16 protein-coding genes and 1 tRNA gene are annotated in these 20695 nt (G+C 71.0%); 9 read left to right on the forward strand and 8 right to left on the reverse strand.

Features of this window, described 5'->3' with window-relative positions; translation table 11 throughout:
• Positions 1 to 100: 100 nt before the first annotated feature.
• Positions 101 to 3625 (reverse strand): AAA family ATPase, encoded by a 3525-nt coding sequence (locus tag OO67_RS25285; RefSeq protein WP_033303709.1) that lies wholly within the window; start codon positions 3623 to 3625, stop codon positions 101 to 103.
• Between the two features lie 415 nt (positions 3626 to 4040).
• Between OO67_RS25285 and OO67_RS25290 the strand changes: the two genes are divergently transcribed.
• Together OO67_RS25290 and OO67_RS25295 are read left to right on the forward strand one after the other, a co-directional pair.
• Complete coding sequence (locus tag OO67_RS25290; RefSeq protein WP_033303710.1) at positions 4041 to 4919, forward strand: septum formation family protein; 879 nt, start codon at positions 4041 to 4043, stop codon at positions 4917 to 4919.
• A 188-nt stretch (positions 4920 to 5107) separates the two neighbouring features.
• Positions 5108 to 5908, forward strand: a complete 801-nt coding sequence (locus OO67_RS25295; RefSeq protein WP_033303711.1) for an N-formylglutamate amidohydrolase — start codon at positions 5108 to 5110, stop codon at positions 5906 to 5908.
• Between the two features lie 6 nt (positions 5909 to 5914).
• Here OO67_RS25295 and OO67_RS25300 read toward each other — a convergent pair whose 3' ends face one another.
• The 6 genes from OO67_RS25300 to OO67_RS25325 all read right to left on the reverse strand — a co-directional run bounded on the left by OO67_RS25300 (position 5915) and on the right by OO67_RS25325 (position 12517).
• Positions 5915 to 6349 carry a VOC family protein gene (locus OO67_RS25300; RefSeq protein ID WP_033303713.1) on the reverse strand — a complete coding sequence of 145 codons (435 nt, stop codon included), beginning with the start codon at positions 6347 to 6349 and terminating at the stop codon, positions 5915 to 5917.
• Positions 6350 to 6662: 313 nt separating this feature from the next.
• Positions 6663 to 7052, reverse strand: coding sequence for a D-ribose pyranase (rbsD, locus tag OO67_RS25305; RefSeq protein WP_033303714.1), 390 nt, complete (start codon positions 7050 to 7052; stop codon positions 6663 to 6665).
• The gene (locus OO67_RS25310) at positions 7049 to 7978 is read right to left on the reverse strand and encodes a ribokinase (RefSeq protein ID WP_033303953.1); all 930 of its coding nucleotides are present in this window, start codon (positions 7976 to 7978) and stop codon (positions 7049 to 7051) included. Before OO67_RS25310 ends, rbsD begins: the two co-directional genes overlap by 4 nt.
• A gap of 33 nt (positions 7979 to 8011) precedes the next feature.
• Positions 8012 to 9976 carry an ABC transporter permease/substrate-binding protein gene (locus OO67_RS25315; RefSeq protein ID WP_033303716.1) on the reverse strand — a complete coding sequence of 655 codons (1965 nt, stop codon included), beginning with the start codon at positions 9974 to 9976 and terminating at the stop codon, positions 8012 to 8014.
• Positions 9966 to 11540 carry a sugar ABC transporter ATP-binding protein gene (locus tag OO67_RS25320; RefSeq protein ID WP_208861084.1) on the reverse strand — a complete coding sequence of 525 codons (1575 nt, stop codon included), beginning with the start codon at positions 11538 to 11540 and terminating at the stop codon, positions 9966 to 9968. Before OO67_RS25320 ends, OO67_RS25315 begins: the two co-directional genes overlap by 11 nt.
• A complete protein-coding gene (locus OO67_RS25325) occupies positions 11501 to 12517 on the reverse strand; it encodes a LacI family DNA-binding transcriptional regulator (RefSeq protein WP_033303718.1) in 1017 nt (338 codons plus the stop codon). Before OO67_RS25325 ends, OO67_RS25320 begins: the two co-directional genes overlap by 40 nt.
• A 725-nt stretch (positions 12518 to 13242) precedes the next feature.
• Here OO67_RS25325 and OO67_RS25330 point away from each other — a divergent pair.
• The 3 genes from OO67_RS25330 to OO67_RS25340 all read left to right on the forward strand — a co-directional run bounded on the left by OO67_RS25330 (position 13243) and on the right by OO67_RS25340 (position 15905).
• Entirely contained in the window at positions 13243 to 13683 is a 441-nt protein-coding gene (locus tag OO67_RS25330) for a hypothetical protein (RefSeq protein ID WP_033303719.1), read from the forward strand.
• 141 nt (positions 13684 to 13824) lie between these two features.
• Positions 13825 to 14415: a carbonic anhydrase gene (locus OO67_RS25335; RefSeq protein ID WP_033303720.1), complete on the forward strand. Its 591-nt coding sequence runs from the start codon at positions 13825 to 13827 to the stop codon at positions 14413 to 14415.
• An 8-nt stretch (positions 14416 to 14423) separates the two neighbouring features.
• Positions 14424 to 15905 carry a SulP family inorganic anion transporter gene (locus OO67_RS25340; protein ID WP_033303721.1) on the forward strand — a complete coding sequence of 494 codons (1482 nt, stop codon included), beginning with the start codon at positions 14424 to 14426 and terminating at the stop codon, positions 15903 to 15905.
• 108 nt (positions 15906 to 16013) lie between these two features.
• Here the strand turns inward: OO67_RS25340 and OO67_RS25345 are convergent.
• Positions 16014 to 16101: transfer RNA gene (locus OO67_RS25345), tRNA-Leu, on the reverse strand.
• A 189-nt stretch (positions 16102 to 16290) separates the two neighbouring features.
• Here OO67_RS25345 and OO67_RS25350 point away from each other — a divergent pair.
• The 4 genes from OO67_RS25350 to OO67_RS25365 all read left to right on the forward strand — a co-directional run bounded on the left by OO67_RS25350 (position 16291) and on the right by OO67_RS25365 (position 20694).
• Positions 16291 to 17664, forward strand: a complete 1374-nt coding sequence (locus OO67_RS25350; RefSeq protein WP_078598274.1) for a DUF2254 domain-containing protein — start codon at positions 16291 to 16293, stop codon at positions 17662 to 17664.
• A 627-nt stretch (positions 17665 to 18291) separates the two neighbouring features.
• Positions 18292 to 19476: an ATP-binding protein gene (locus OO67_RS25355; protein ID WP_033303723.1), complete on the forward strand. Its 1185-nt coding sequence runs from the start codon at positions 18292 to 18294 to the stop codon at positions 19474 to 19476.
• A complete protein-coding gene (locus OO67_RS25360; RefSeq protein WP_244300322.1) occupies positions 19473 to 20318 on the forward strand; it encodes a roadblock/LC7 domain-containing protein in 846 nt (281 codons plus the stop codon). The genes OO67_RS25355 and OO67_RS25360 overlap by 4 nt, the downstream gene beginning before the upstream one ends.
• Positions 20311 to 20694, forward strand: coding sequence for a DUF742 domain-containing protein (locus OO67_RS25365; RefSeq protein WP_033303725.1), 384 nt, complete (start codon positions 20311 to 20313; stop codon positions 20692 to 20694). The genes OO67_RS25360 and OO67_RS25365 overlap by 8 nt, the downstream gene beginning before the upstream one ends.
• Position 20695 lies beyond the last annotated feature (1 nt).

The following is a 20695-nucleotide window of genomic DNA, read 5'->3' on the forward strand; positions in this document are numbered from 1 at the left end:
GCGAACTGGACGACGACCCGACGAGGGTAGACCTCCACCGGGTGTCCGGCGGGCCCTTTTCCGCGACCGGTGCCGGAACACCCGGTCGCGGAGAAGGGGTTCACGCCTGGCCCGCGCCCAGGGCCGTCTCCGCGTCCCTGCCGGCCCAGCCGTGCCCGGTGCGCCACAGGACGTGGACGCCGAAGACGTCGTGGATGGTGGCGGCCGACCAGTCCTCGGCCGGGGGCGTCGCCAGGACGAGGCAGAGACGGTCCGCGGGCTTGGGCAGGGTGTGGTTGATCTCGTGGAGACGGGCCGCTCCCGAGCGGAGGTCGGCGTACGTGGACAGACCCGCACCGAGCACCTCGTAGAGAAGGTGCCCCTGCGCCGTGGTGCACTCGACGTCGACGACCCGGGAGGGCGGCGAAGGCTGCCGGTCGGCGCGCAGCAGAGCGGCCATGAGCTCGAACCGCACGGCCTCATGCGTCTTGCAGGTCCGCTCCTCGGCGGCCGACGCCTCGAGCATGCGGAGGAGGTCCGCGCGCGGGTCCGTCTTCTCCGGCGCGCCGGGCTCGGTGGCGTTACTGGTCACGGGTTCGGCTTCCTTCTGATCGGGCTGCTCGGACGCTTCGCGTGCGCCGGGCGGAGCGGGCGGCGTGGACGGGGCTACGGACGGTGAGAGCTCGGGGGCGGCGGGGCGGTCGTGCTCGGGCTCCGGTGCGGCACCGTCTCCGGCGCCGGTACGGCGCTCGATGGTGCGCCGCGCCTCGGCCAGGTCAGCCGCCCAGCCGCTGCGCTCCAGCGCGGCCCGGAACCGGGCCAGGTCCGGTGCGCCGGAGGCCACCGCGCGGTTGGCGTCGGCCGCCAGGTCCCGAAGGGCGCCCAGCCGGGACCGGTCCGGGGATCCGAGTACGCGCCAGACGTCCAGCCAGTCCTGCTGGTCCAGGCGCAGGCAGCGGTTGGCCATGCCCTTGAGTTCCGAGAGCCGGGCGCGGGTGTCGTCCGGGACGTGCCCGGCGGCCAGTTCCCCGACGACGCCCAGGGCCTCCGCGTACCGCCGGGCCATGGTGGACGAGATCGGCCGGCGACCGCGTTCGTCCACGGTGACGAAGCTGACGCTGGAGGCGTGGCGCAGGACCCAGGCGTTCAGTTCCGTCCCCGCGGCAGGGGGCGTCGAACCGTGGCGTACGGCCATGAGCAGCGGGCGGTCCGTGGCGGGCGAGAGCGCCTCGACCCGGTAGTTGCCGCCGGTGGTGTGGCCGATCACCCGGACCCGGATGTCGGTGCCGATCTCCGGGATGTGTCCCTCCGCGACCGGAACCGCCGCGGTGCCGTGGCCCTTCACCGGCTGCTGGGGAGCCTCGGCCGCCGGGGCGAGGACAGCCGGCGCGAGGGCAGCCGGGAGCGGCGCGGTGTGCAGGACGGTCAGGGTCTGTGTGCTGCGGGTCAGCGCGATGTAGAGCTGACGCAGACCGGAGGGGCCCCGGTCGGCGATGGTCGCGGGCTCCACGACGAGGACGTGGTCGTACTCCATGCCCTTGGCCTGGCCGGCTGCCAGGACGGAGACCGCTTCGCGTTCCTGCGCGGTGATGCCGTCGGCCTCGTCCAGATGGCGGCCGATCTCGTCGAGCCAGCCCGAGTCGTCGGGAACGATGACGGCGACGGACCGCAGGGTGCGCCCGTCGCTGCTGCCGACCAGACGGACGGCGTGCGCGACGGTGTCACCGAGCAGCTTCCACGGCTCGGTCGCGAGGGTGCGGACGGCGTCCGGGCCGGCCTCGCGCACGGCTTGCGGGTAGGGCAGCGTGGGTGCCACCGCACGGGCCAGGGGGGCGACGAACTCCATGATCTCGGCGGGGACACGGTAGCTCGTCGTGAGCTCCGCGACCCGCCAGTCCCCGTGGTCGGACAGGAGCGCGCCCAGCCGGTCCCACGCGGTGTACGGGTGCGGGCCGGTGGCCTGGGCCAGGTCGCCGAGGACGGTCATCGAGCCGCCCCGTGCGACGCGGCGGCGGAGCGCCCGCGCCTGCATGGGCGTCAGGTCCTGGGCCTCGTCGGCGACGATGTGGCCGTAGCGCAGGGGTGTCTCACCCGTGATGAGGTGGCGGAGTTCCTCGAGGCAGACACGGTCGTCCAGGGTCCAGGGGTCGTCCTCCGCCTTGTCGGCCCTGGGCCGCAGGAGTGCGGCCCGCTCGTCCTCGTCCAGGACGCCGTCCGCGCAGGCGTGCAGGAGTTCAGCCGAGTCGTAGAGGCTGCGCAGGCTCTCCCGGGCGCCGGGCGAGGGCCAGACACGGTCGAGGAGCCTCTCCACCTGGCGGTTGCGTTCCAGGCTGCGGCGGATGGTGCCGTCCGCCCCACGGCGCGGGGCGAGTGCGGCGAGTTCTCGCAGCAAACGGTCGACCAGCAGACTCCGGAAGCGGTCACGCCGCTCGCGGTACGCCCCCTCGCCTCCGCGGACGTCCTCGATGAGGGCGTGGATCTCCGAGCGGGGCACGCGCAGGGTCGTGCTGCCCGCGGCGACCGTGAACGCCGGCTCGTCGCCTGCGAAGGAGGGCGCGGCGAGGAGCCCGTCGAGGGCGGCGGGACGGCACTCCTGCTCGACGCGGTTCCGCAGGACGGCCGCCATCCGCTCGTCGGACTTCACGAGCCGGGCCCGGGGTGTGTCGCTTCCGAGGACGTCGCCGTCCCAGAGGCGTGACAGCTGGACGGCGTTGACGTCGCGGGTACCGAGGGTCGGCAGGACCTGGCCGACGTAGTCGAGGAACCGCTGGTGCGGCCCGATGACGAGGATGTCCTGGGCCTTGAAGTGGTCGTTGTTGACGAGCCAGGTCACACGGTGGAGGCCGACGGCGGACTTGCCCGTGCCCGGGCCCCCCTGCACGACGAGGATGTCGGAGGGGGAGCCCGTGACCAGGTCGATCTGGTCACGGCGGATCGTCTCGACGATGTCGCGCATGCGTCCCCTGCGGGAACGCTGCAGTTCCCGCAGCAGGAAGTCGTCGGGCTGGAGGGGATCGCGGCGCCGGAGCAGGGCGGGATCGGCGGGAGTGTACGGCCGTGGCCCCTTCCCCGGCGGGACGGACTGCGGACGGCCCGGCTCCGGACCGGCGCCGGCCGTGGCGGGCTGCGCCGTGATCGTGTCGTCGCCGGCGGGCCGGGGTTCGGGAACCGCTTCCAGGACGGGGATGCCGGGGGCGGGTGCCGCGGACGTGATCTCGTCGAAGTAGTCCTCGACGATGGACTGCGCGCAGCGCAGTCGGCGGCGCAGGACGACGTCGCCGGGCGCGTCCGGCCGCGCCTCGAACCATGTGGTGGCCAGCGGGCTGGTCCACAGCACGACGACGGTGTCGCGGGTCCGGACGTCGGAGACTGCACGCCGTCCCACGTACCAGGGCCGGGGCGCTTCGCCCGGGCCCTCAGGCACGTCGACACGGGCGATCACCAGGGACTCGTCCCCCAGACCTGCGTACGCCTCGGCTCTCCTGTCGGCGTCGAGCCGGTTGGCGATGCCGTCCTTGCCGGTCGCCGAGGCGCCGGCTGCCGCCGTCCCGGTCATCTCGGCGAGGCGCGCGGTGTAGCAGTCGTAGGCCCGGTCCACGGCCTGCTGCTCACCGGCGATGACCTGGCCGCGCGTGATGGTGTTCATGTGCTGTCCCCCTCCCTGGCGGCGTCCGGCGGAACGCCGCTCGGGGTGTACGTACGAGCCCCGCCGAATAACTATCAGAGTTTGCCCGGTCACCGTGAGTTGGGGTCCGGGGCTCCGGCCGGACCTCGCCGTCTCCCCGCCGGCCACGGGGCCGGATCACGCGTGAAGGGGCCCTCCACCCAGGAGGCCGACCCTGCCCGCCGGCCCCCGCCGCAGGCGCGTTCAAGCATCTCAGCCATTGACTGAGTTCACAAGAGAACGGCTGGCCCGGCGTCCGGATTCCGTTCGGAGGGCCGGTGTCGGCCGGTGGGCCACCGGGCTCCACCAGGTGATCACCTGCGCACAGTCCGGTCACACTTATGCCATACGATGCGCACACCTGTTCACAGCTCTTCCGTTTGAGGATGCTCTCGTCATGTTCTTCGGTGTCACATCCCGTTCAGCCCGCGGCATATCCGCCGCGGTAGCCCTCCTCGCGATCGGTGCGGTGGGCTGCGCCGACGCCATCGACAGCGCCAAGGCCGGTGCCAAGAAGGCGGTCCGCCAGCGGTCGGTCTTCTCCCTCACCCCGGGCGACTGCTACAACCCGAACAAGGCGGTGAGCGAGAGCGAGGAGTTCAGCGTCGAGGTGGTGCCGTGCGAAGAGGCGCACAAGGGCCAGGTCGTCGGCGAGTTCGCCATCGAGGGCGAGTCGGCGTACCCCGGTGACAGCGGGGCTTCGAAGATCGCCGACGAGCGGTGCCCGACGGAGTCGCAGAAGTTCATCTCCGACACCTGGGCGGTGCCCGAGGGCGTCGACCTCTTCTACTACTACCCCACCAGCGAGAGCTGGGAGACCGGCGACCGCGCGGTGAGCTGCACGTACGCCAAGGAATCGGGCACGTTCTCCGGTTCGCTCGAGGACAAGTCCCTGAACACCGACCAGACCACGTACCTGAAGGGTGCGAACGCCGTCTACGAGGCGCTGTGGAGCAGCCAGCCCGAGGCGGACCAGATCGAGGACGACCTGCCGGGCTACAAGAAGCAGGCCAAAGCCGTTGCCTCCGCGCTGAACACCCACGTGGCGGCGCTGAAGGCCGTGGAGCAGCCGGAGACCGTCAAGCTCCGCACGCAGTTGGAGGAGACCGCCGAGGCGTGGAAGGACGCCGCCTCGGCCGGTAACACGGACGATTTCTACGTCGCCTACGACCTCGCCTTCACCGGCATCGACCCGCACAAGACGGTCGCGGCCCGTAAGGAGCTGAAGCTCGCCACCACCATCCCGGCCGACGACGCCGAGGTCTGGGCGAGCTGAGCCCGTCCGCGCGGGCCGACGCGCCGACCACGGCGGGCCGGCCCGCGCTCGGTAGTGTGCGCGGCAGGCCGTCCGGCCCGACCCCCGCGAGGACGGGGCGCCCGGGCGGTCCGAGCCGCGGCCGGTCGGAGCACCGGGCCGCCGGCCGCGCTTCCCGCCCACCCCACCTCCCGTGCAAGGACCGGCCTTTGAGCTCCGCCCCTCCCCCTTTCCAGCTCGTGCCCGGTGCCGTCGGATCGCCGGTGCTGCTGCACGTCCCGCACTCCGCCCGGACCGTCCCGGAGCACGTGCGTCACGGCATCGTGCTCGACGACGAGGCGCTGGAAGCCGAACTCGACCACATCACGGACTCCCACACGGCCGATCTGGCCGCCCGGGCCTCCGAGGCGTGCGGGGTGACCCCCTGGCGCTTCGTCAACGGACTGTCACGGCTGGTCGTCGACCCCGAGCGGTTCCCCGACGACCGGGAGGAGATGCTGGCCGCGGGCATGGGCGCGGTCTACACACGTACCACCCACCGGGAGCGGCTCCGCCCGCCCGGTGCGGATGCGGAGCCGCTGCTCGACCGTTACTTCCACCCGTACGCCCGGGCGATGACCGCGGCAGTCGACGACCGGCTCACCGCCACGGGACGGGCCGTCGTCATCGACGTCCACTCCTACCCGGCCACCGCACTCCCGTACGAACTGCACGGCGCCGGTCCGCGCCCGCCGGTGTGTCTGGGCACCGACGGCTTTCACACCCCGCCCGGTCTTCTGGCCCGGGCGGAGGCGGCGTTCTCCGGGTTCGGCGGCACGGGGCTGAACAGCCCCTTCCCCGGTACGTACGTTCCGCTGAAGCACTACGGGACGGACCGCCGTGTCACAGCCCTGATGATCGAGATCCGGCGCGACCTCTACATGACCGAGCCGGGCGGCCCCGCCGGACCGGGGCTCGAAGCGCTGGCTTCGGCCCTGGCCACGCTGGTGGACGGACTCATGGACGCATGACGGCGGCTACCTGGGCCGGGCGTAGGGCCGGGTCATGATTTCCATGTTGTGACCGTCCGGGTCCTTGAAGTAGGCCCCGCGCCCGCCGAAGAGGCGGTTGATCCGCCCGGGCTCGGAGTGGTTCGGATCGGCGTAGTAGGTGACGTCCAGCATCTGGAGCCGGGCGATCATGGTGTCGAACTGCGCGTCGGGGACGAGGAAGGCGTAGTGCTGTGACTGCACCGGCTCGTCCCGGAGTTCGTAGTAGTCGAGGGTCACGCCGTTGCCCAGATCGACGGGCAGGAAAGGCCCGAACGGGGAACCGACCTCGAGGCCCAGAACCGCGGCGATGAACTCGGCCGACAGGCTGCGGTCCCTGGCGTATACGGCGTGATGGTCCAACTGGACGACGTCGACACCCTGCTGGGCTGTGTGCGGGTCCTGCTGCTGAGTGTGGGACATGTACGTGTACGTCTCCGTGTCGTGGATTCCGCTGGGTGGGGCGCCTCGTACGGGCGCGGGCGGGAGTACACGACAGGGTGGCGGGGCTCGCGCCCGCCACGCGCTCATGCAGGCGCCGGGCGCCTCTCTCGTACTTGGCCCACGGCCGACCCGGCAGTCACGGGAGCGATCCTAACAAGCCTCGCGTCCGCCCCCCCGGCCCAGAGGCGTACGCGAGGCCGCGAGCGGCGCACGCACGACGGCATCGCTCACCGGTGCGGCTGTCCCGGCCGACTGGACCACCGGCGTGGTCCGTCGGCACTCGGGGGCGGTGTCAGAAGAAGACCCCGCACCTCAGCAGCACGTTCGCGTAGGGCCGGGCCTCCCCGGTCCGCACCACGAGGCGGGCGGACGCCGTGCGCGCCTTCAGCTCTTCGTGCGGCACGTGCGTCAGGTCCGGGAGTCGGGCGGCCAGGAGGCGGGCGGCTTCCGGGTTGGCCTCCCGTATCTCCTCGGCCGCCGTCGCCCCCTCCACGACCAGCTCGTCCAGCAGGCCGTCAAGGACCTCGGCGAACGACGGGACGCCCGCCCGGAAAGCGAGGTCGACCACGCGGGGTCCCGCCGGGATGGGCATGCCCACATCGCAGATCAGGACGCCGTCGCCGTGGCCGAGTCCGGCCACGGCACCCGCGAGGTGGCGGTTGAGGATTCCTGACTTCTTCACAGTGCCGAGACCTCTTCCGCGGTCGGGAAGGACGCCTGTGCGCCCTGCTTGGTGACGGCTGCCGCACCCACCCGCACGGCGAACGCGGCTGCCTCGGTGAGTTCCTCGCCCAGGCCGAGCCGCCAGGCCAGCGCGGCGGTGAACGCGTCGCCCGCGCCCGTGGTGTCGACCGCGTCGACCTGAGGGCTCGGCACCCGTACGGGGTCGCCGGCGCGGGTGTCGGCGACCAGTGCCCCTTCCGCGCCCAGAGTGATCACCACCGAACGCGGGCCCAGGGCGGTGAGCCCCCGCGCCCAGGACTCCGGGGTGCCGCCCGCGCTCCCCCCGAGGATGTAGCGCGCCTCGTGCTCGTTGACCACCAGCGGGTCGCAGGCGGCCAGCACCTCGGCGGGGAGCGGCGCGGGCGGTGAGGGGTTGAGGACCAGACGCGCGCCCGGGCCGAGGGCGCGGGCCGTCTCCGCGACGGTGTCCAGCGGGATCTCCAGCTGCACGGAGACGACCCTGGCCGACGCGAACAGGGGGGCCGCCGCCCGGATGTCCTCGGGGGTGAGCCGGGCGTTGGCGCCCGGGGAGACGACGATGCTGTTGTCACCCGAGGGGTCGACGGTGATGAGGGCGACACCGGTGGGCGCCCCGCCGGCGAGGACTCCGCCGGTGTCGACGCCCGCCTCCTGCTGCGAGGCGCGCAGCAGCCGCCCGTGGGCGTCGTCACCGACCCGGGCCAGCAGCGCCGTCCGGGCGCCGAGGCGGGCGGCGGCGACCGCCTGGTTGGCGCCCTTCCCGCCGGGGTGGACGACGAGGTCGGAGCCGAGCACCGTCTCCCCCGGTCCGGGGCGCCGGTCCACGCCGACGACCAGGTCGGCGTTGGCGGAGCCGACGACCAGGAGGTCGTACCGGGAGGCCGCGGAGTCCTCGTTCTCGTACATCTGGGCAGTACCTTCCGTGATCAGGAGGAGCAATCAGGAGAAGTCGGCGACGTTCTGCCGGGTGACGACCTTGACCGGCACCTTCACCAGGCTGTCGACCTTCTCGCCGTCGGCCGCCCGGACCGCGTTCTGTACGGCGATCCTGCCCAGTTCCGCGGGCTGCTGGGCCACGGACGCGTACAGGGTGCCCGCCTCGACCGCCGTCAGGCCGTCGGGGGTGCCGTCGAAGCCGACGACGGAGACGGACTTCCCTGCCTTGCTGCCCAGCGCCTTCACGGCGCCGAGGGCCATCTCGTCGTTCTCGGCGAAGACACCTGTGATGCCGGGGTGGGACTGGAGCAGGTTGGTCATGACGTCCAGGCCCTTGGTCCGGTCGAAGTCGGCCGGCTGGGTGGCCACGATCTTGATGCCGGGGTACGCCTTGATGCCTTCGGCGAAGCCCGCACCTCGTTCACGGCTGGCGGAGGTGCCGGCGGTGCCCTGCAGGACGATGATGCTGCCCTTGCCGCCGAGCCGGTCGGCGAGTGTCTTCGCGGCGAGCTCTCCGCCGGCCACGTTGTCGGACGCGACGAGCGTCGCGGTCTCGGCCTTGTTGACACCGCGGTCGGCGGCGACCACCGGGATGTCCGCCTTGTTCGCGCCGCGGACGCCGGGGCCGACCGCGTCGGAGTCCACCGGGTTGACGATGACGGAGTCCACCCCGGAACTGGTGAAGTTCTCCAGTTGGTTGGCCTGCTGCGAGGCGTCGTTCTGGGCGTCGGTGACGGTGAGGTCGATCCCGGCCTTCTCCGCCTCCTCCTGCGCGCCTTCCTTCATCTGGACGAAGAACGGGTTGTTCAGGGTGGAGAGCGACATGCCGACCTTGGTGGTGGTGCCGGAGGATCCGGACTTGAAGAAGGTCACGGCGGCGATGACGGCGGCCAGGCAGACCACCGCGATGCCGACCTGCATCGCACCCTTGCGGCCCTTTCCGGGGCCTCCGGGCGCGGCGGAGGCACCGCCTGCGGACGCGGCACCGCTTCCGGCCTTGCGGCGCAGCGTGTCCAGCAGCACCGCGAGGGCGATGACGACGCCGATGACGACCTGCTGCCAGAAGGCGGACACGGACAGGAGGTTGAGGCCGTTGCGCAGCACGGCGAGGATGAGAGCGCCGATCAGGGTGCCGGATGCCTTGCCGACACCGCCCGCGAGGCTGGCGCCGCCGATGACGACCGCGGCGATCGCGTCGAGTTCGTATCCCTGTGCCGCCTGCGGCTGCGCGGAGACCAGCCGGGAGGCGAGGACGATGCCCGCGACCGCGGCGAAGAGGCCGGAGAGGGCGTAGATGACGAGCTTCTGCCTCTTGACGCGCAGTCCGGAGAGCCGGGCGGCCTCCTCGTTGCCTCCGATGGCGTACATGGAGCGGCCGATGTAGGTGCGGCCGAGCACGAGTGCCGCTATCAGGCCCATCGCGATCATCACGAGGACCGGGACGGGCAGCCAGCCGCCGAGCGTGTCACCGAGCACGGAGACGGAGTCGGGGAAGGGGATCGGCCTGCCCTGCGAGATGACGAGGGAGAGGCCGCGGGCCACCGACAGCATGGCGAGCGTCGCGATGAACGAGGGCAGCTTGCCGTACGCGACGAGCGCGCCGCTGACGAAGCCGCAGGCGATACCGGTGGCGACGGCGAGAATGACCGCGAGCCAGACCGGGACGCCTTCGGAGGTCGCCGTCCAGGCCAGCACGGTCGCGGAGAGCGCCGCGACCGACCCCACGGAGAGGTCGATGCCCGCCGAGACGATGACGAAGGTGACGCCGAACGCGAGGATCGCGGTCACCGCGGCCTGGACACCGACGTTCAGCAGGTTCTGGGTGGTGAGGAAGTCGCCGGAGAGCAGCGACATCGCCACCAGGAGGACGACCAGCGCACTGAGGGCGCCGTTGTCGAGCAGGAGGCGGCGGAGGGTGTGTCCGGCGCCGCCCGCGCCCGCCTTGCTCGGATGCGTGTCAGTGGCCACGGGGGCTCTCCTCTGCGTTCTCTGCGTTCTCTGTCACGGGGGTGGCGCTGACGGCGAGTGCCATCACGGCGTCCTGGGTGGCTTCGTGGGCGGGGAGTTCTCCGGCGATGCGGCCCTGGGCCATGACGAGGACCCGGTCGCTCATGCCGAGGACCTCCGGCAGATCACTGGAGATCATCAGGACGGCGTGTCCGGAGGCGGTCAGTTCGTTGATGAGCTGGTAGATCTCGACCTTGGCTCCGACGTCGATCCCGCGCGTCGGTTCGTCGAGGATCAGCACCCGGGTGTCGGCCAGGAGCCACTTGCCGATGACGACCTTCTGCTGGTTGCCGCCGGACAGCGTGCGGACGTGCTGGCCGAGGCCCGCCATCCGTACGCCGAGCTGTTCGGCGATGCGGGCGGCGGCGGTGCGCTGCCCCTTGACGTCGACGAGTCCGGCGCGGGTCGCCGAACGCAGGGTCACCAGGCCGAGGTTCTCCTGCACCGAGGCGTCGAGCACGAGGCCCTGGCCCTTGCGGTCCTCGGGGACCAGACCGATGCCCGCGCCCATGGCGGCGGTCACGTCGTGCTTGCCCAGCCGTTCGCCGAGTACGTCGACGGTGCCGGCGTCGTAGGGGTCGGCACCGAAGACGGCGCGGGCCACTTCCGTGCGGCCCGCTCCGACGAGCCCGGCCAGGCCGACGACCTCACCGGCCTTCACGTCGAAGCTGATGTCGTGGAACACCCCGTTGCGGGTGAGGCCGCGGACGGAGAGCAACGGCGCTCCCGTCTCCGGGCGTTCGCGCGGGTACTGCTGCTCGATGCTGCGTCCCACCATGAGCTGGACGAGTTCCGCCTCCGGGGTCGAGGCCGGTACCTGGTCGATGCTGCGGCCGTCACGCAGGACGGTGACACGGTCGCCGAGTGCCGCGATCTCGTCGAGGTGGTGGGTGATGAAGACGATGCCGACGCCGTCGGCGCGCAGCTGCCGCACGATGGCGAACAGCTTGTCGACCTCCTCGGACGTGAGGACGGCGGTCGGTTCGTCCATGATCAGGACGCGTGCGTCGAGGCTGAGCGCCTTCGCGATCTCGACCATCTGCAGTCGGGCGATGCCCAGTTCACGGACCCTGACCCTGGGTGAGACGTGCAGGCCGACACGGCGCAGGAGCACCTCCGCGTCAGCCTCCATGCGCCGCCGGTCGATCATGCCGAAGCGGCGCGGCTGGCGCCCGAGGAAGATGTTCTCGGCGACCGTCAGATCGGGTACCAGGTTGAACTCCTGGTAGATGGTGGCGATCCCGAGCTTCTCGGCGTCCTGCGCGCCGTGGATGCGCACCTCCTGGCCGCCGGCGAAGATCCGGCCGCGGTCCGGGCGGTAGGCGCCGGAGAGCATCTTGATGAGGGTGCTCTTGCCCGCGCCGTTCTCACCGAGCAGGACGTGAACCTCGCCGCTGCGGAGGTCGAAGTCGACGCTGTCCAGGGCGACGACACCGGGGAAGGTCTTGCGTACGCCTTCGATGCGCAGCAACTCGACTGATTCGCTCACTCGTTGCTCCCGGGGGTGGAGGTGCGCTCGCCGCATGAGCTGCGTACGACGAGGCCGGCGGGCAGGGTGACGGACTGCGGGGGGCGGCCCTCGACGATGTCGACCAGGGCACGCACGGCGGCGCGGCCGAGTTCGCCCGTCGGCTGGGAGATCGCCGTGATCGGCGGACCGGTGTGGACGAACCAGGGGATGTCGTCGAAGGCCGCGATACCGATGTCCTCGGGGACCCGCAGTCCGCGCGCACGGATGGCGTCCAGGGCGCCGAGTGCCATGAGGTTGTCGGCGGCGAACACGATCTCGGGCGGATCCGGGAGCGACAGGAAGTGCTCGGTGGCGCGCCGGCCGCTGTCCGCCTGGAAGTCGCCCTGTCCGATGTAGGCGTCGGGCAAGGCGAGTCCGTGTGCCCTCATCGCCTCCCGGAAGGCCTCGACACGTTCGTTGCCCGTGGTGGTGGCCGCCGGGCCGGCGATGATGGCGAGCCTGCGGTGTCCCAGCGCGTACAGATGGGCGACCAGCTCCTGGATGGCGCGGTGGCCGTCCGCCCGTACGACGGGGATGTCCACTCCGGGGATCCAGCGGTCGACGAAGACCATGGGCGTGCCGGCACGTGCGACGTCCAGCAGCAAGGGTGACTCGCCGTCGGCGGGTGAGACCAGGAGTCCGTCGATCCTGCGGTCCAGGAGCGTGCGGACGTGGTGGTCCTGCTGCTCCGGCCGCTCGTCGGCGTTGCCGATGATCACGCTGTAGCCGAGCGCGCGGGCCTCCTCCTCGACGGAACGGGCCAGTGCGGTGAAGTACGGGTTGAGTACGTCACTGATGACGAGCCCGAGCGTGCGGGTCTGGTCGGTGCGCAGCGAGCGGGCCACGGCGTTGGGCCGGTAGCCGAGGGCTTCGACGGCGGCGTGGACGCGCCTGCGTGCGTCCGGGCTGACGGAGGGATGGCTGTTGAGGACGCGGGAGACCGTGGCGACAGACACTCCTGCCTGGGCCGCGACATCCTTGATGCTCGCCATTTCCGGACCACCTCCTTGTGGTTTCCGTGCGCCTCGAAACCAGCGGAACAAGCCGTGGAATCGATTACACGAGAGATTGGAATCGATTACACGGCCGAAAACAAGCCCCCTCCCCCGGTCCGAGACCCGATCGTGACACGGACACCCTCGCGGCCGCGCCAGGAGCCGGAGCGCCCGCCCGGAACCGGGACGACGGGACTCGGGGGGCGGCCGCTCCTCCCGGGCACCCACCCATTTCCACTGTGGCCGAAAAGACAGCCCGGGGAACCGTTAATGGTGTCCGGAAATAGCCGTCCGGCTATTAGCCTTCGACGACCGGCGACCCTGGATGCACCCGAGCGGCTCACACCGCGAAGATGCGCCCCATAACGAAAACGTCCACCCCTTGGACCACTCCTCCATGACCGGCTGCATACACCTGTGCATTTCAGCCACGTCTATTCGGACAGGCCTACGGGAGAGCAGAGGTGCGACTGTGCACGCAGGCTCGCACCTCGTGTGACCTGGCCATTCTTGCGCCACTCGGACAGCCCTCCGGTGCGCCCGCCGACACGGGGCGGAAGGCGGGGCAGTGGATGCCTTTCCCGGTGAGAGTTTTTTTGCACAGATGATTTCACTCTTCCGCTCCTCGACTTTCACACTCTTCACACGAGGTTAACCTGGCAGGAATTTCCCCCTGTTAACGTCCTTTCCACGAGCAGGCGAAGTGCGGCAGGGGGTGCGAAGTGCGAGGTGTCACGGCCCGGATCGTGTTCTCGATCCTGACCGCGATCCTGTTGGCCGTGCAATTTCCGGTCTCCGCCGAGCCCTTCGCATCCGCCCCCGGTACCCAGGCGCTCTCCCCCGGCACCCAGGCGCTCTCCGCCGACTCTCCGACGACCTACGCGGCCGATCTCAGGGGCCAGGGAGCGACACAGGCCGGGCAGCTCTACAGCCCGTGCGGTCCCCCGGCACAGGAGGGGGACCCGAACGGCCTGCTGCGCACCCGCGACCGGCACCGCGCGGCGGCCCAGTCCACCCCCGAGCCCCCCTCGCGGTGCCTGATGACGGGGGACACCCCCTGCCCGGCCCCTGCCGCAGCCCTCGTCGCGCCGGCCGGCCCGCACCGCACGTCGAGACCATCGGCCTCGCACTCCCCTGCCGTACTCCAGGTGTTCCGCTGCTGAGCCGGTCCGCTGCACGTGGACCCCGCCGCACGCTCCGCACCGCCATGAACCGCGACGTGCGGTCGCGCAGCCGTGCCCGCCCACACCCCTGTTCTCGTACGTACACGCGCCCTCAGCTGCGCGCCAGGAGGAACAACTGTCATGCAACCCCTCATCGATCACGCCCGATCCTTCCGCCAGCGGTCCACGGAGCGTCCTGAGGAGTTCGCCCGTCTGGCCCAAGGCCAGTCCCCGCAGGTCCTGTTCATCACCTGCTCCGACTCCCGGGTCGTACCGGCCCTCATCACCGGGGCCCGTCCCGGTCAGCTCTTCGAACTGCGGACCGCAGGCAACATCGTCCCCCCGTACGCCTCACCGCAGCCCACGAGCGAGGCGGCCACCGTCGAGTACGCGGTGGACGTGCTCGGGGTCACGGACATCGTCGTCTGCGGCCACTCGCACTGCGGTGCCGTCGGCGCTCTGGTGCGCGGCGACGACCTGACCGCGGTGCCCGCGGTGCGCGACTGGCTCGCGCACTCGACTCCCCGCCCCGAAGGAGCGGTGGAGGACCCGTCCGTGGCCGAAGGCGTGAAGAACCACGTGCTGACCCAGTTGCTGAGGCTGCGCTCCTATCCGTGCGTGGAGAGGGGCCTGGACGAGGGGCACCTGCGCCTGCACGGCTGGTTCTACGAGGTACACACGGGAGCCGTGCTGGCGCACGACTCGTCCTCCGACACCTTCCAGACGCTGTGAGGGCCGGTATGGACCGCCGATTCCCCCACCTCCGGCAGGACTTCACCGCATCGATCGTCGTCTTCCTCGTCGCCCTGCCCCTGTGCGTGGGTGTCGCCGTGGCATCCGGAGTGCCGGCGGAGCTGGGACTGATCACCGGCATCGTGGGCGGCCTCGTCACGGGCCTCATGCGCGGCAGCAGCCTTCAGGTGTCAGGGCCGGCCGCCGGTCTGACCGTGCTGGTCTTCGAAGCCGTGCAGACCTTCGGGCTCGCCGCGCTCGGAGTGATCGTGCTGGCAGCCGGGCTGCTTCAGCTCGCCATGGGGGCCCTGAAGCTGGGGCGCTGGTTCCGGGCCATCTCGGTCTCGGTCGTCGAGGGCATGCTCGCCGGCATCGGGTTCGTACTCATCGCGGGCCAGCTCTACGCGGCGGCAGGCCTGGAAGCCCCGGCGTCCGGCCTGGACAAACTGGCCGGGCTCCCCGGCGCCCTGGCCGAGGCGGTCGTCAGCACGGAGGCGCTCACGTCGCTCGCGGTCGGCGCCGGCACCATCGTGGTGATGGTGCTCTGGAAGCACATGCCCGAGCGGGTGAGGGCGGTCCCGGGCGCTCTCGCCGCGGTCGCACTGGCCACGCTCACCTCCCTCGGGTTCAGCCTGCCGGTCGCCGAAGTCGAGGTGCAGGGCCTGCTCGACGCCGTCCAGCTGCCCGGATCCGAATCGTTCGCCGGGATCGCGGGCCTGAGTGTGGTCGGGACCATTCTGGCCTTCACCCTGATCGCGTCCGCCGAGAGCCTGTTCAGCGCGGCTGCCGTGGACCGGCTCCACGACGGGCCCCGCACGCAGTACGACAAGGAGCTGATGGCGCAGGGGACCGGAAACGCCGTGTGCGGGCTGCTGGGGGCGCTGCCGATGACCGCGGTCATCGTACGCAGCTCCGCCAACGTCCAGGCGGGAGCGAAGACCAAGGCGTCCCGGGTACTGCACGGCGTGTGGCTGCTGCTCTTCGCGGCGCTGCTTCCGTCGGCCCTCGCGCTCATCCCGCTGCCGGCCCTGGCCGGGATTCTCCTCCACGCGGGCTGGAAACTGATCCCGCTGCGCGCCATCGTGACGCTGTGGCGCGGGCACCGGGGCGAGGCGCTCATCCTGGTGGCGACGGCCGTGGCCATCGTCACGGTGAACATGTTCGAGGGCGTGCTGATCGGCCTGGCCCTCTCCGTGGTCAAGACGGCCTGGGACGCCTCGCACATCAGCCTGGACGTCATCGACAAGGGAGCGGGCCCCGTCCAGGCGTACCTGTCGGGGAACGCGACCTTCCTGAAGCTCCCGAAGATTCTCGACAGCCTGGAGGATTTGCCCCAGGACCGACCCGTCCAACTGGATCTCTCCGGTCTCCACCACCTGGACCATGCCTGCCGCACGGCGCTGGAGAACTGGGCGGCACGGCACAGCTCTCCCGGCACGGATCCCGTGCAACTGACCGAACCGGTCATGGCGAAGGCCACCTCCGGCTGACGCCGTGGAAGCCCCGGCCGCGGTCCGCCTGCGGCCGGGGCTTCCGCCGCCGGACTGCCCGACACGGCCCCGTAACGCAGAAGAACCCCACCGAAGTGGGGTTCCCGCTGGTGTCCGAGGGGGGACTTGAACCCCCACGCCCGATAAAGGGCACTAGCACCTCAAGCTAGCGCGTCTGCCATTCCGCCACCCGGACAAGGTGTCTGTCGTCCCGGGGTGTTCCCCGTGGCGACAAAGAAAACAATACCAGGGGTTCGAGGTGCCTCTCACCTGCGTTTCCGGTGGTCAGTGCGGTGCGGGCACGCTCAGGACACCGCGGGGCCGACGCGCGTACTTTCTGTGGCGTGCCCTGTACACAGCGTGCTGTCGGGCTACCTTCGCGGGCATGAGAGGCAAGAGCGGCCCGAGTGGCACCAGTGGCCCTGGTGGCATCAGCGGCCCGAGTGGCACCAGTGCGCACCCTCCCCGCCCACCCCGCGCCCTGACCTCGCTGAGGGAGCGGCTCCGCGACACCTTCTGGCTCGCGCCGGCCGCCGGCCTCGTGGGGGCCTTCGTGCTGTGGCTGGTCCTCTCCGAGCTGGACACCAGGATCGTCGCGCATCTGCAGAAGGAGGGAGCGTACGAGGAGCTCCGCGATCTCCTCACGTTCGCCGCGGACGCCCGGACGATCGTCACGACGGTCAGCGCGGCGATGATGACCTTCATCGGGGTGGTGTTCAGCATCTCGCTGGTGGCCGTGCAGATGGCGAGCGGGCAGCTCACCCCGCGCGTCGTCCGGATCTTCGTACGGAGCAGGATCAGCAAGCTGACGCTCACGGTGTTCCTCGCGACCTTCGCGTTCTCGCTCCTCGCGCTGACCTCGTACGAGGGCGGGCCGCAGCCGGATCCCCGTCGGGTGATGTCGGCGCCCTTCCTGCAGAGCCTGCTGACGCTCGGCCTGGTCGGTCTGAGCCTGCTCCTGTTCGTCGCGTACGTCTCGTCCACCCTGCGGCTCATGCAGGTCGGACCCGTCCTGGACCACATCACCCGTGAGGCACTCCGCGCCCTCGCACGGCAGCCGGCCGGGGCGGCGGACGGCCCGCCGCTCGGACCCGGCACCGCGCACGTCGTGCACCGGGAGGAGGCGGGGGTGGTGCGGGATGTGGCGGTGGCCCGGCTGGTACGGGCCGCACGACGGCGCGGCGTCGTGTTGCGGCTGGTGCCTCGGATCGGGGACTTCGTGGTACCGGGCACGCCGGTGCTCGCTGTGCACGGCGGGGCCGCGCCGACCCGGTACGCCCTGCGGCACACGGTCTCGGTCGGGGTCGAGCGGGCCCTGCACCAGGATCCGGCGTTCGGCTTGCGGCAGTTGTCGGACATCGCGCTGCGTGCCCTGTCGTCCTCCGTGAACGACCCGACCACCGCGGTGCAGTGCCTGGACCGCATCGTGCAGTTCCTCGCCGTCGCCGTACGTATGCCACTCGCGCCGCTGCACCACCGGGACCGCCGGGGCGCCGTACGGCTCGTCCAGGTGGTACCGGGGTGGACGGATCTCGTGGATCTCGCGTTCGAGGAGATCCGGTGGTGCGCGGCCGCGAGCCCGCAGGTCACCAGACGGTTGCTGGCAGGACTCGACGATCTGCTGCTGCTCGCCCCCGAGGAGAGGCGGGAACCGCTGCTCAGGCACCGTGCGCTCCTGGTGGAAGCGGTGGAGCGCACGGTGCCCGAGGCGGCCGCGCGGGCGTTCGCACTGCATCCCGACCGTCAGGGGATCGGCTGACCGGCGGGACCGGCCGGCAGCGGCGTCGGCCCCGTCAGTCAGTCCGGCGGGGTCCCGGCGGGACGACAGCCGGCGCGGGAGGAGACCCCTCCCGGGCCGGCTGACTCCGCGGCGGGCGATGGCCCGCTGCCGGCGGTCGTCGCGATCTCAGGGGGCGGACCCGACACAAGCCGCGCGTGGGTTCCCCGCCCCATGTGTCCGGTCCCGCCCGCACGGCGTTCACACCTCTGCCGTGACATGTCGGGGAACAGATCATGAACGGGAGGGCCCGGGGCCCGGCGGCTGACGACGGGGCCGTGCCGGGGTGGTGGCCATGACGTGCAGGACACCTGCCTGTTCCGGCCCGGGCAGACGACGAATCAGGCCGGGACAGGGGGAATACGTTGCTCAACACGGCTCTTTCAGGGCGGTGTTGCGACGCACACTGCCGGACTCCCCGCCTCCGGTGGGCGCGCGGCCCGGTGATAGCATCCCGGCATCTGTGATCTTGATCCACTGGATTGGGATACTGATTTGCGATCGGCGGCCTGCTCTCCACGTAACAGCGGCCTGGCAGCCCCGAGGGGCTGTGTCGCGGTCTGCGGGAGGTATGTCCGTCGCCGTCCGCCTGCGCCTGGAAGGGTTTCCATGAAGCAAGACGCACTCGTGTGGTGCATGGTTGCGGTGACGGCGATAGCCGTTGCCGCCGTCGTTGCACTTGCCGCCCGTAACAGAGCCCTGGGGGCGAAGAAACAGCAGTCCGAGGCCGAGCTCAGGCGCCAGCTGCACACATCCGACAGTCACCTCCACCTCTCCCGCGCCGAACTGCAGCGTTTCAGGAGCGAACAGGACGGGACGCTCCGGGAGGCCAAGGAAGCGGCGGAGGAGAACACCAAGGCGGTTCTCAAGGGCGCGGCCAGCTTCCTGCAGAGTCTGGCGGCGGAGCAGACGACGCTCCTGGACGGCGTCCAGCGCAAGTACGGCGGCCACGCCGTACTCAGCGATCTGCTCGAGGTGAACCACGCAAACGCGCAGATGGCCCGTAAGGCGCAGGGCATCGCGGTCATGTGCGGTGCCCCGCTCGGCCGCCGCAACAGGCCCGCCAGCGTCTACGACGTGGTGCGCAGCGCCCAGGGGCAGATCCGCAACTTCCACCGGGTCTCCGTCATGCAGCAGACCGCCCTCGCACTGAAGGCGTCCGCCGTGGCGCCCGTAGCACTCGCGGTGGCCGAACTCCTTGACAACGCTGCCAGCTTCTCCCAGCAGGACGCACCGATCGAGGTGACGTTCCAGCGGGCCCAGAACAATCTGTGCATCGTCATCGACGACGCCGGTGTCGGTATGAACGACGAGGACCGCCAGCGGGCGACCGAGCTGCTGTCCGGGGATGTCGTCCCCCGCCTCTCCCAGCTCGGCAACCAGCCCAAGTTCGGCTTCCCTGTGATCGGCCTGATCGCTCGTCAGTACGGCTTCAGGGTCGATGTCACCGGGGTCTCCCGGTACGGCGGCGTCCGGGCCGTCGTCCTGCTGCCCGAGGAGCTGTGGACCATGGAGGAGACGCCGCCCGCCCAGGAGGCGCCTGTGAGCAGCATTCTGCGTGCGGAAGGCCGGTCGCAGAGCGGGACCGCGCGCACGACGCACGGCCTGCCGAAGCGCGGAGCGCGCCAGGCGCCCGTCGCGAGCGTGCCGGGTCAGGTGGCCACGCCGCCCGAGACACCGGCGCCGGAGAGGACCGGCCGTTCCTCCGGACGCAGCCTGGGGGCTTTCCAGCGCGGCACGCTCTCAGGCCGCAATCTCGACACCACGTCGCCCGAAGGGTCCGAAGACGCATGACCACAGACCTGTCGTGGATGCTCGAGGACATCGTGCAGAACGTGCCCCGTGCACGGCACGCCGTCCTGTTGTCCGCGGACGGCCTTCCCCGTGGGTCCACGGAGGGCCTGGCCGAGAAGGAGGTGCGCACCATCTCCGCCGCCATGGCCGGGATGCAGTCGCTCAGCCGCGCCACGGCCCATTTTGCCGGACCGGAGACGGACCGGCAGTGGAGTCAGACGATCATCGAGTTCTCCCACGGATGGAGCTTTCTGATCGGAGCGGGGCAAGGTGCCTACCTCGCTGCTGCCGCCGCCCCCGACGTGGACATGCAGCAGATCTCCTTCCGCATGCACCGCCTCGTCGCCCGGCTGGGAAACAACCTCACCTCGCCCCCCAGGGTCAACACCGAGGACGACGCCGGTACGCGGAACACCGGGGCGGCCCGGCGCGGAGGCTCGGGTGATTCGGGCTTCGTGCTCGCCGATCTCGACCAGGTGATCGCCGATGTGCGCGGTGCCCGTCACGCCGTGCTGCTGGGCGCCGACGGGCTTCCCCGCGGGGCGACCAGCGGGCTGAACAGAGACATGGCGGACACGATATCCGCGGCTATGACGGGCATTCACGCCTACAGCAGGGTCACGTCGCAGTTCGCGGGCGTCCAGGAGGACGCCGCGTGGCGGCAGACGGTCATCGAGTTCCAGCACGGCTGGATCTTCCTGATATCGGCGGGTACCGGGGCCTTCCTCGCCGCCGCCGCCGAGCACGACTGTGACATCGAGGAGTTCACCACCCGCCTGCACGAAGTGATCCCGAAGCTGACGCCATCGGCAGCACGCGGAGAGGGGGTGGCGCATGCCTGACGGGCCCGATCACGAGCTGGAGCTGACGTCGCCGTTAGTCCCCCTCTTCGTCATCACCAACGGACGCGCCCTGCCCCCGGACCACGAGTACGAGCACACCACACTCGTCATGGCGGCGCAGGACGCAGCGGCCTCGGCACGCACGCTCTCGCCCGAAGCCGGCCAGGTCGTGGCCCTGGTCACCGAGGGCTTCCTGTCCGTCGCCGAGGTGGCCGGCCACACGCACCTGCCGCTGGGCATCGTGCGCATCCTCCTGGCGCAGTTGGAGGAGGACAACCTCATCCTCGTGAGGAGGCCGATACCTCGCGCCGAGCGTGTCGACAGAGAACTGGTCAGCGCCGTGCTCGAAGGCCTGAAGAATCGATTCGGAGCGTAAC

Origin of the sequence: Streptomyces atroolivaceus, assembly GCF_000717025.1 — a bacterium.
Classification (GTDB): Bacteria; Actinomycetota; Actinomycetes; order Streptomycetales; family Streptomycetaceae; genus Streptomyces; species Streptomyces atroolivaceus.

Bases quoted from the DNA above. Each gene is read 5' to 3' on its own strand.
- OO67_RS25320 (WP_208861084.1), bottom strand. From the start codon at position 11,540: ATGCGGCGAGCGCACCTCCACCCCCGGGAGCAACGAGTGAGCGAATCA.
- OO67_RS25325 (WP_033303718.1), bottom strand. From the start codon at position 12,517: ATGGCGAGCATCAAGGATGTCGCGGCCCAGGCAGGAGTGTCTGTCGCC.
- OO67_RS25285 (WP_033303709.1), bottom strand. From the start codon at position 3,625: ATGAACACCATCACGCGCGGCCAGGTCATCGCCGGTGAGCAGCAGGCC.
- OO67_RS25335 (WP_033303720.1), top strand. From the start codon at position 13,825: ATGCAACCCCTCATCGATCACGCCCGATCCTTCCGCCAGCGGTCCACG.
- OO67_RS25365 (WP_033303725.1), top strand. From the start codon at position 20,311: ATGCCTGACGGGCCCGATCACGAGCTGGAGCTGACGTCGCCGTTAGTC.
- OO67_RS25310 (WP_033303953.1), bottom strand. From the start codon at position 7,978: ATGTACGAGAACGAGGACTCCGCGGCCTCCCGGTACGACCTCCTGGTC.
- OO67_RS25355 (WP_033303723.1), top strand. From the start codon at position 18,292: ATGAAGCAAGACGCACTCGTGTGGTGCATGGTTGCGGTGACGGCGATA.
- OO67_RS25340 (WP_033303721.1), top strand. From the start codon at position 14,424: ATGGACCGCCGATTCCCCCACCTCCGGCAGGACTTCACCGCATCGATC.
- OO67_RS25290 (WP_033303710.1), top strand. From the start codon at position 4,041: ATGTTCTTCGGTGTCACATCCCGTTCAGCCCGCGGCATATCCGCCGCG.
- OO67_RS25350 (WP_078598274.1), top strand. From the start codon at position 16,291: ATGAGAGGCAAGAGCGGCCCGAGTGGCACCAGTGGCCCTGGTGGCATC.
- OO67_RS25300 (WP_033303713.1), bottom strand. From the start codon at position 6,349: ATGTCCCACACTCAGCAGCAGGACCCGCACACAGCCCAGCAGGGTGTC.
- OO67_RS25360 (WP_244300322.1), top strand. From the start codon at position 19,473: ATGACCACAGACCTGTCGTGGATGCTCGAGGACATCGTGCAGAACGTG.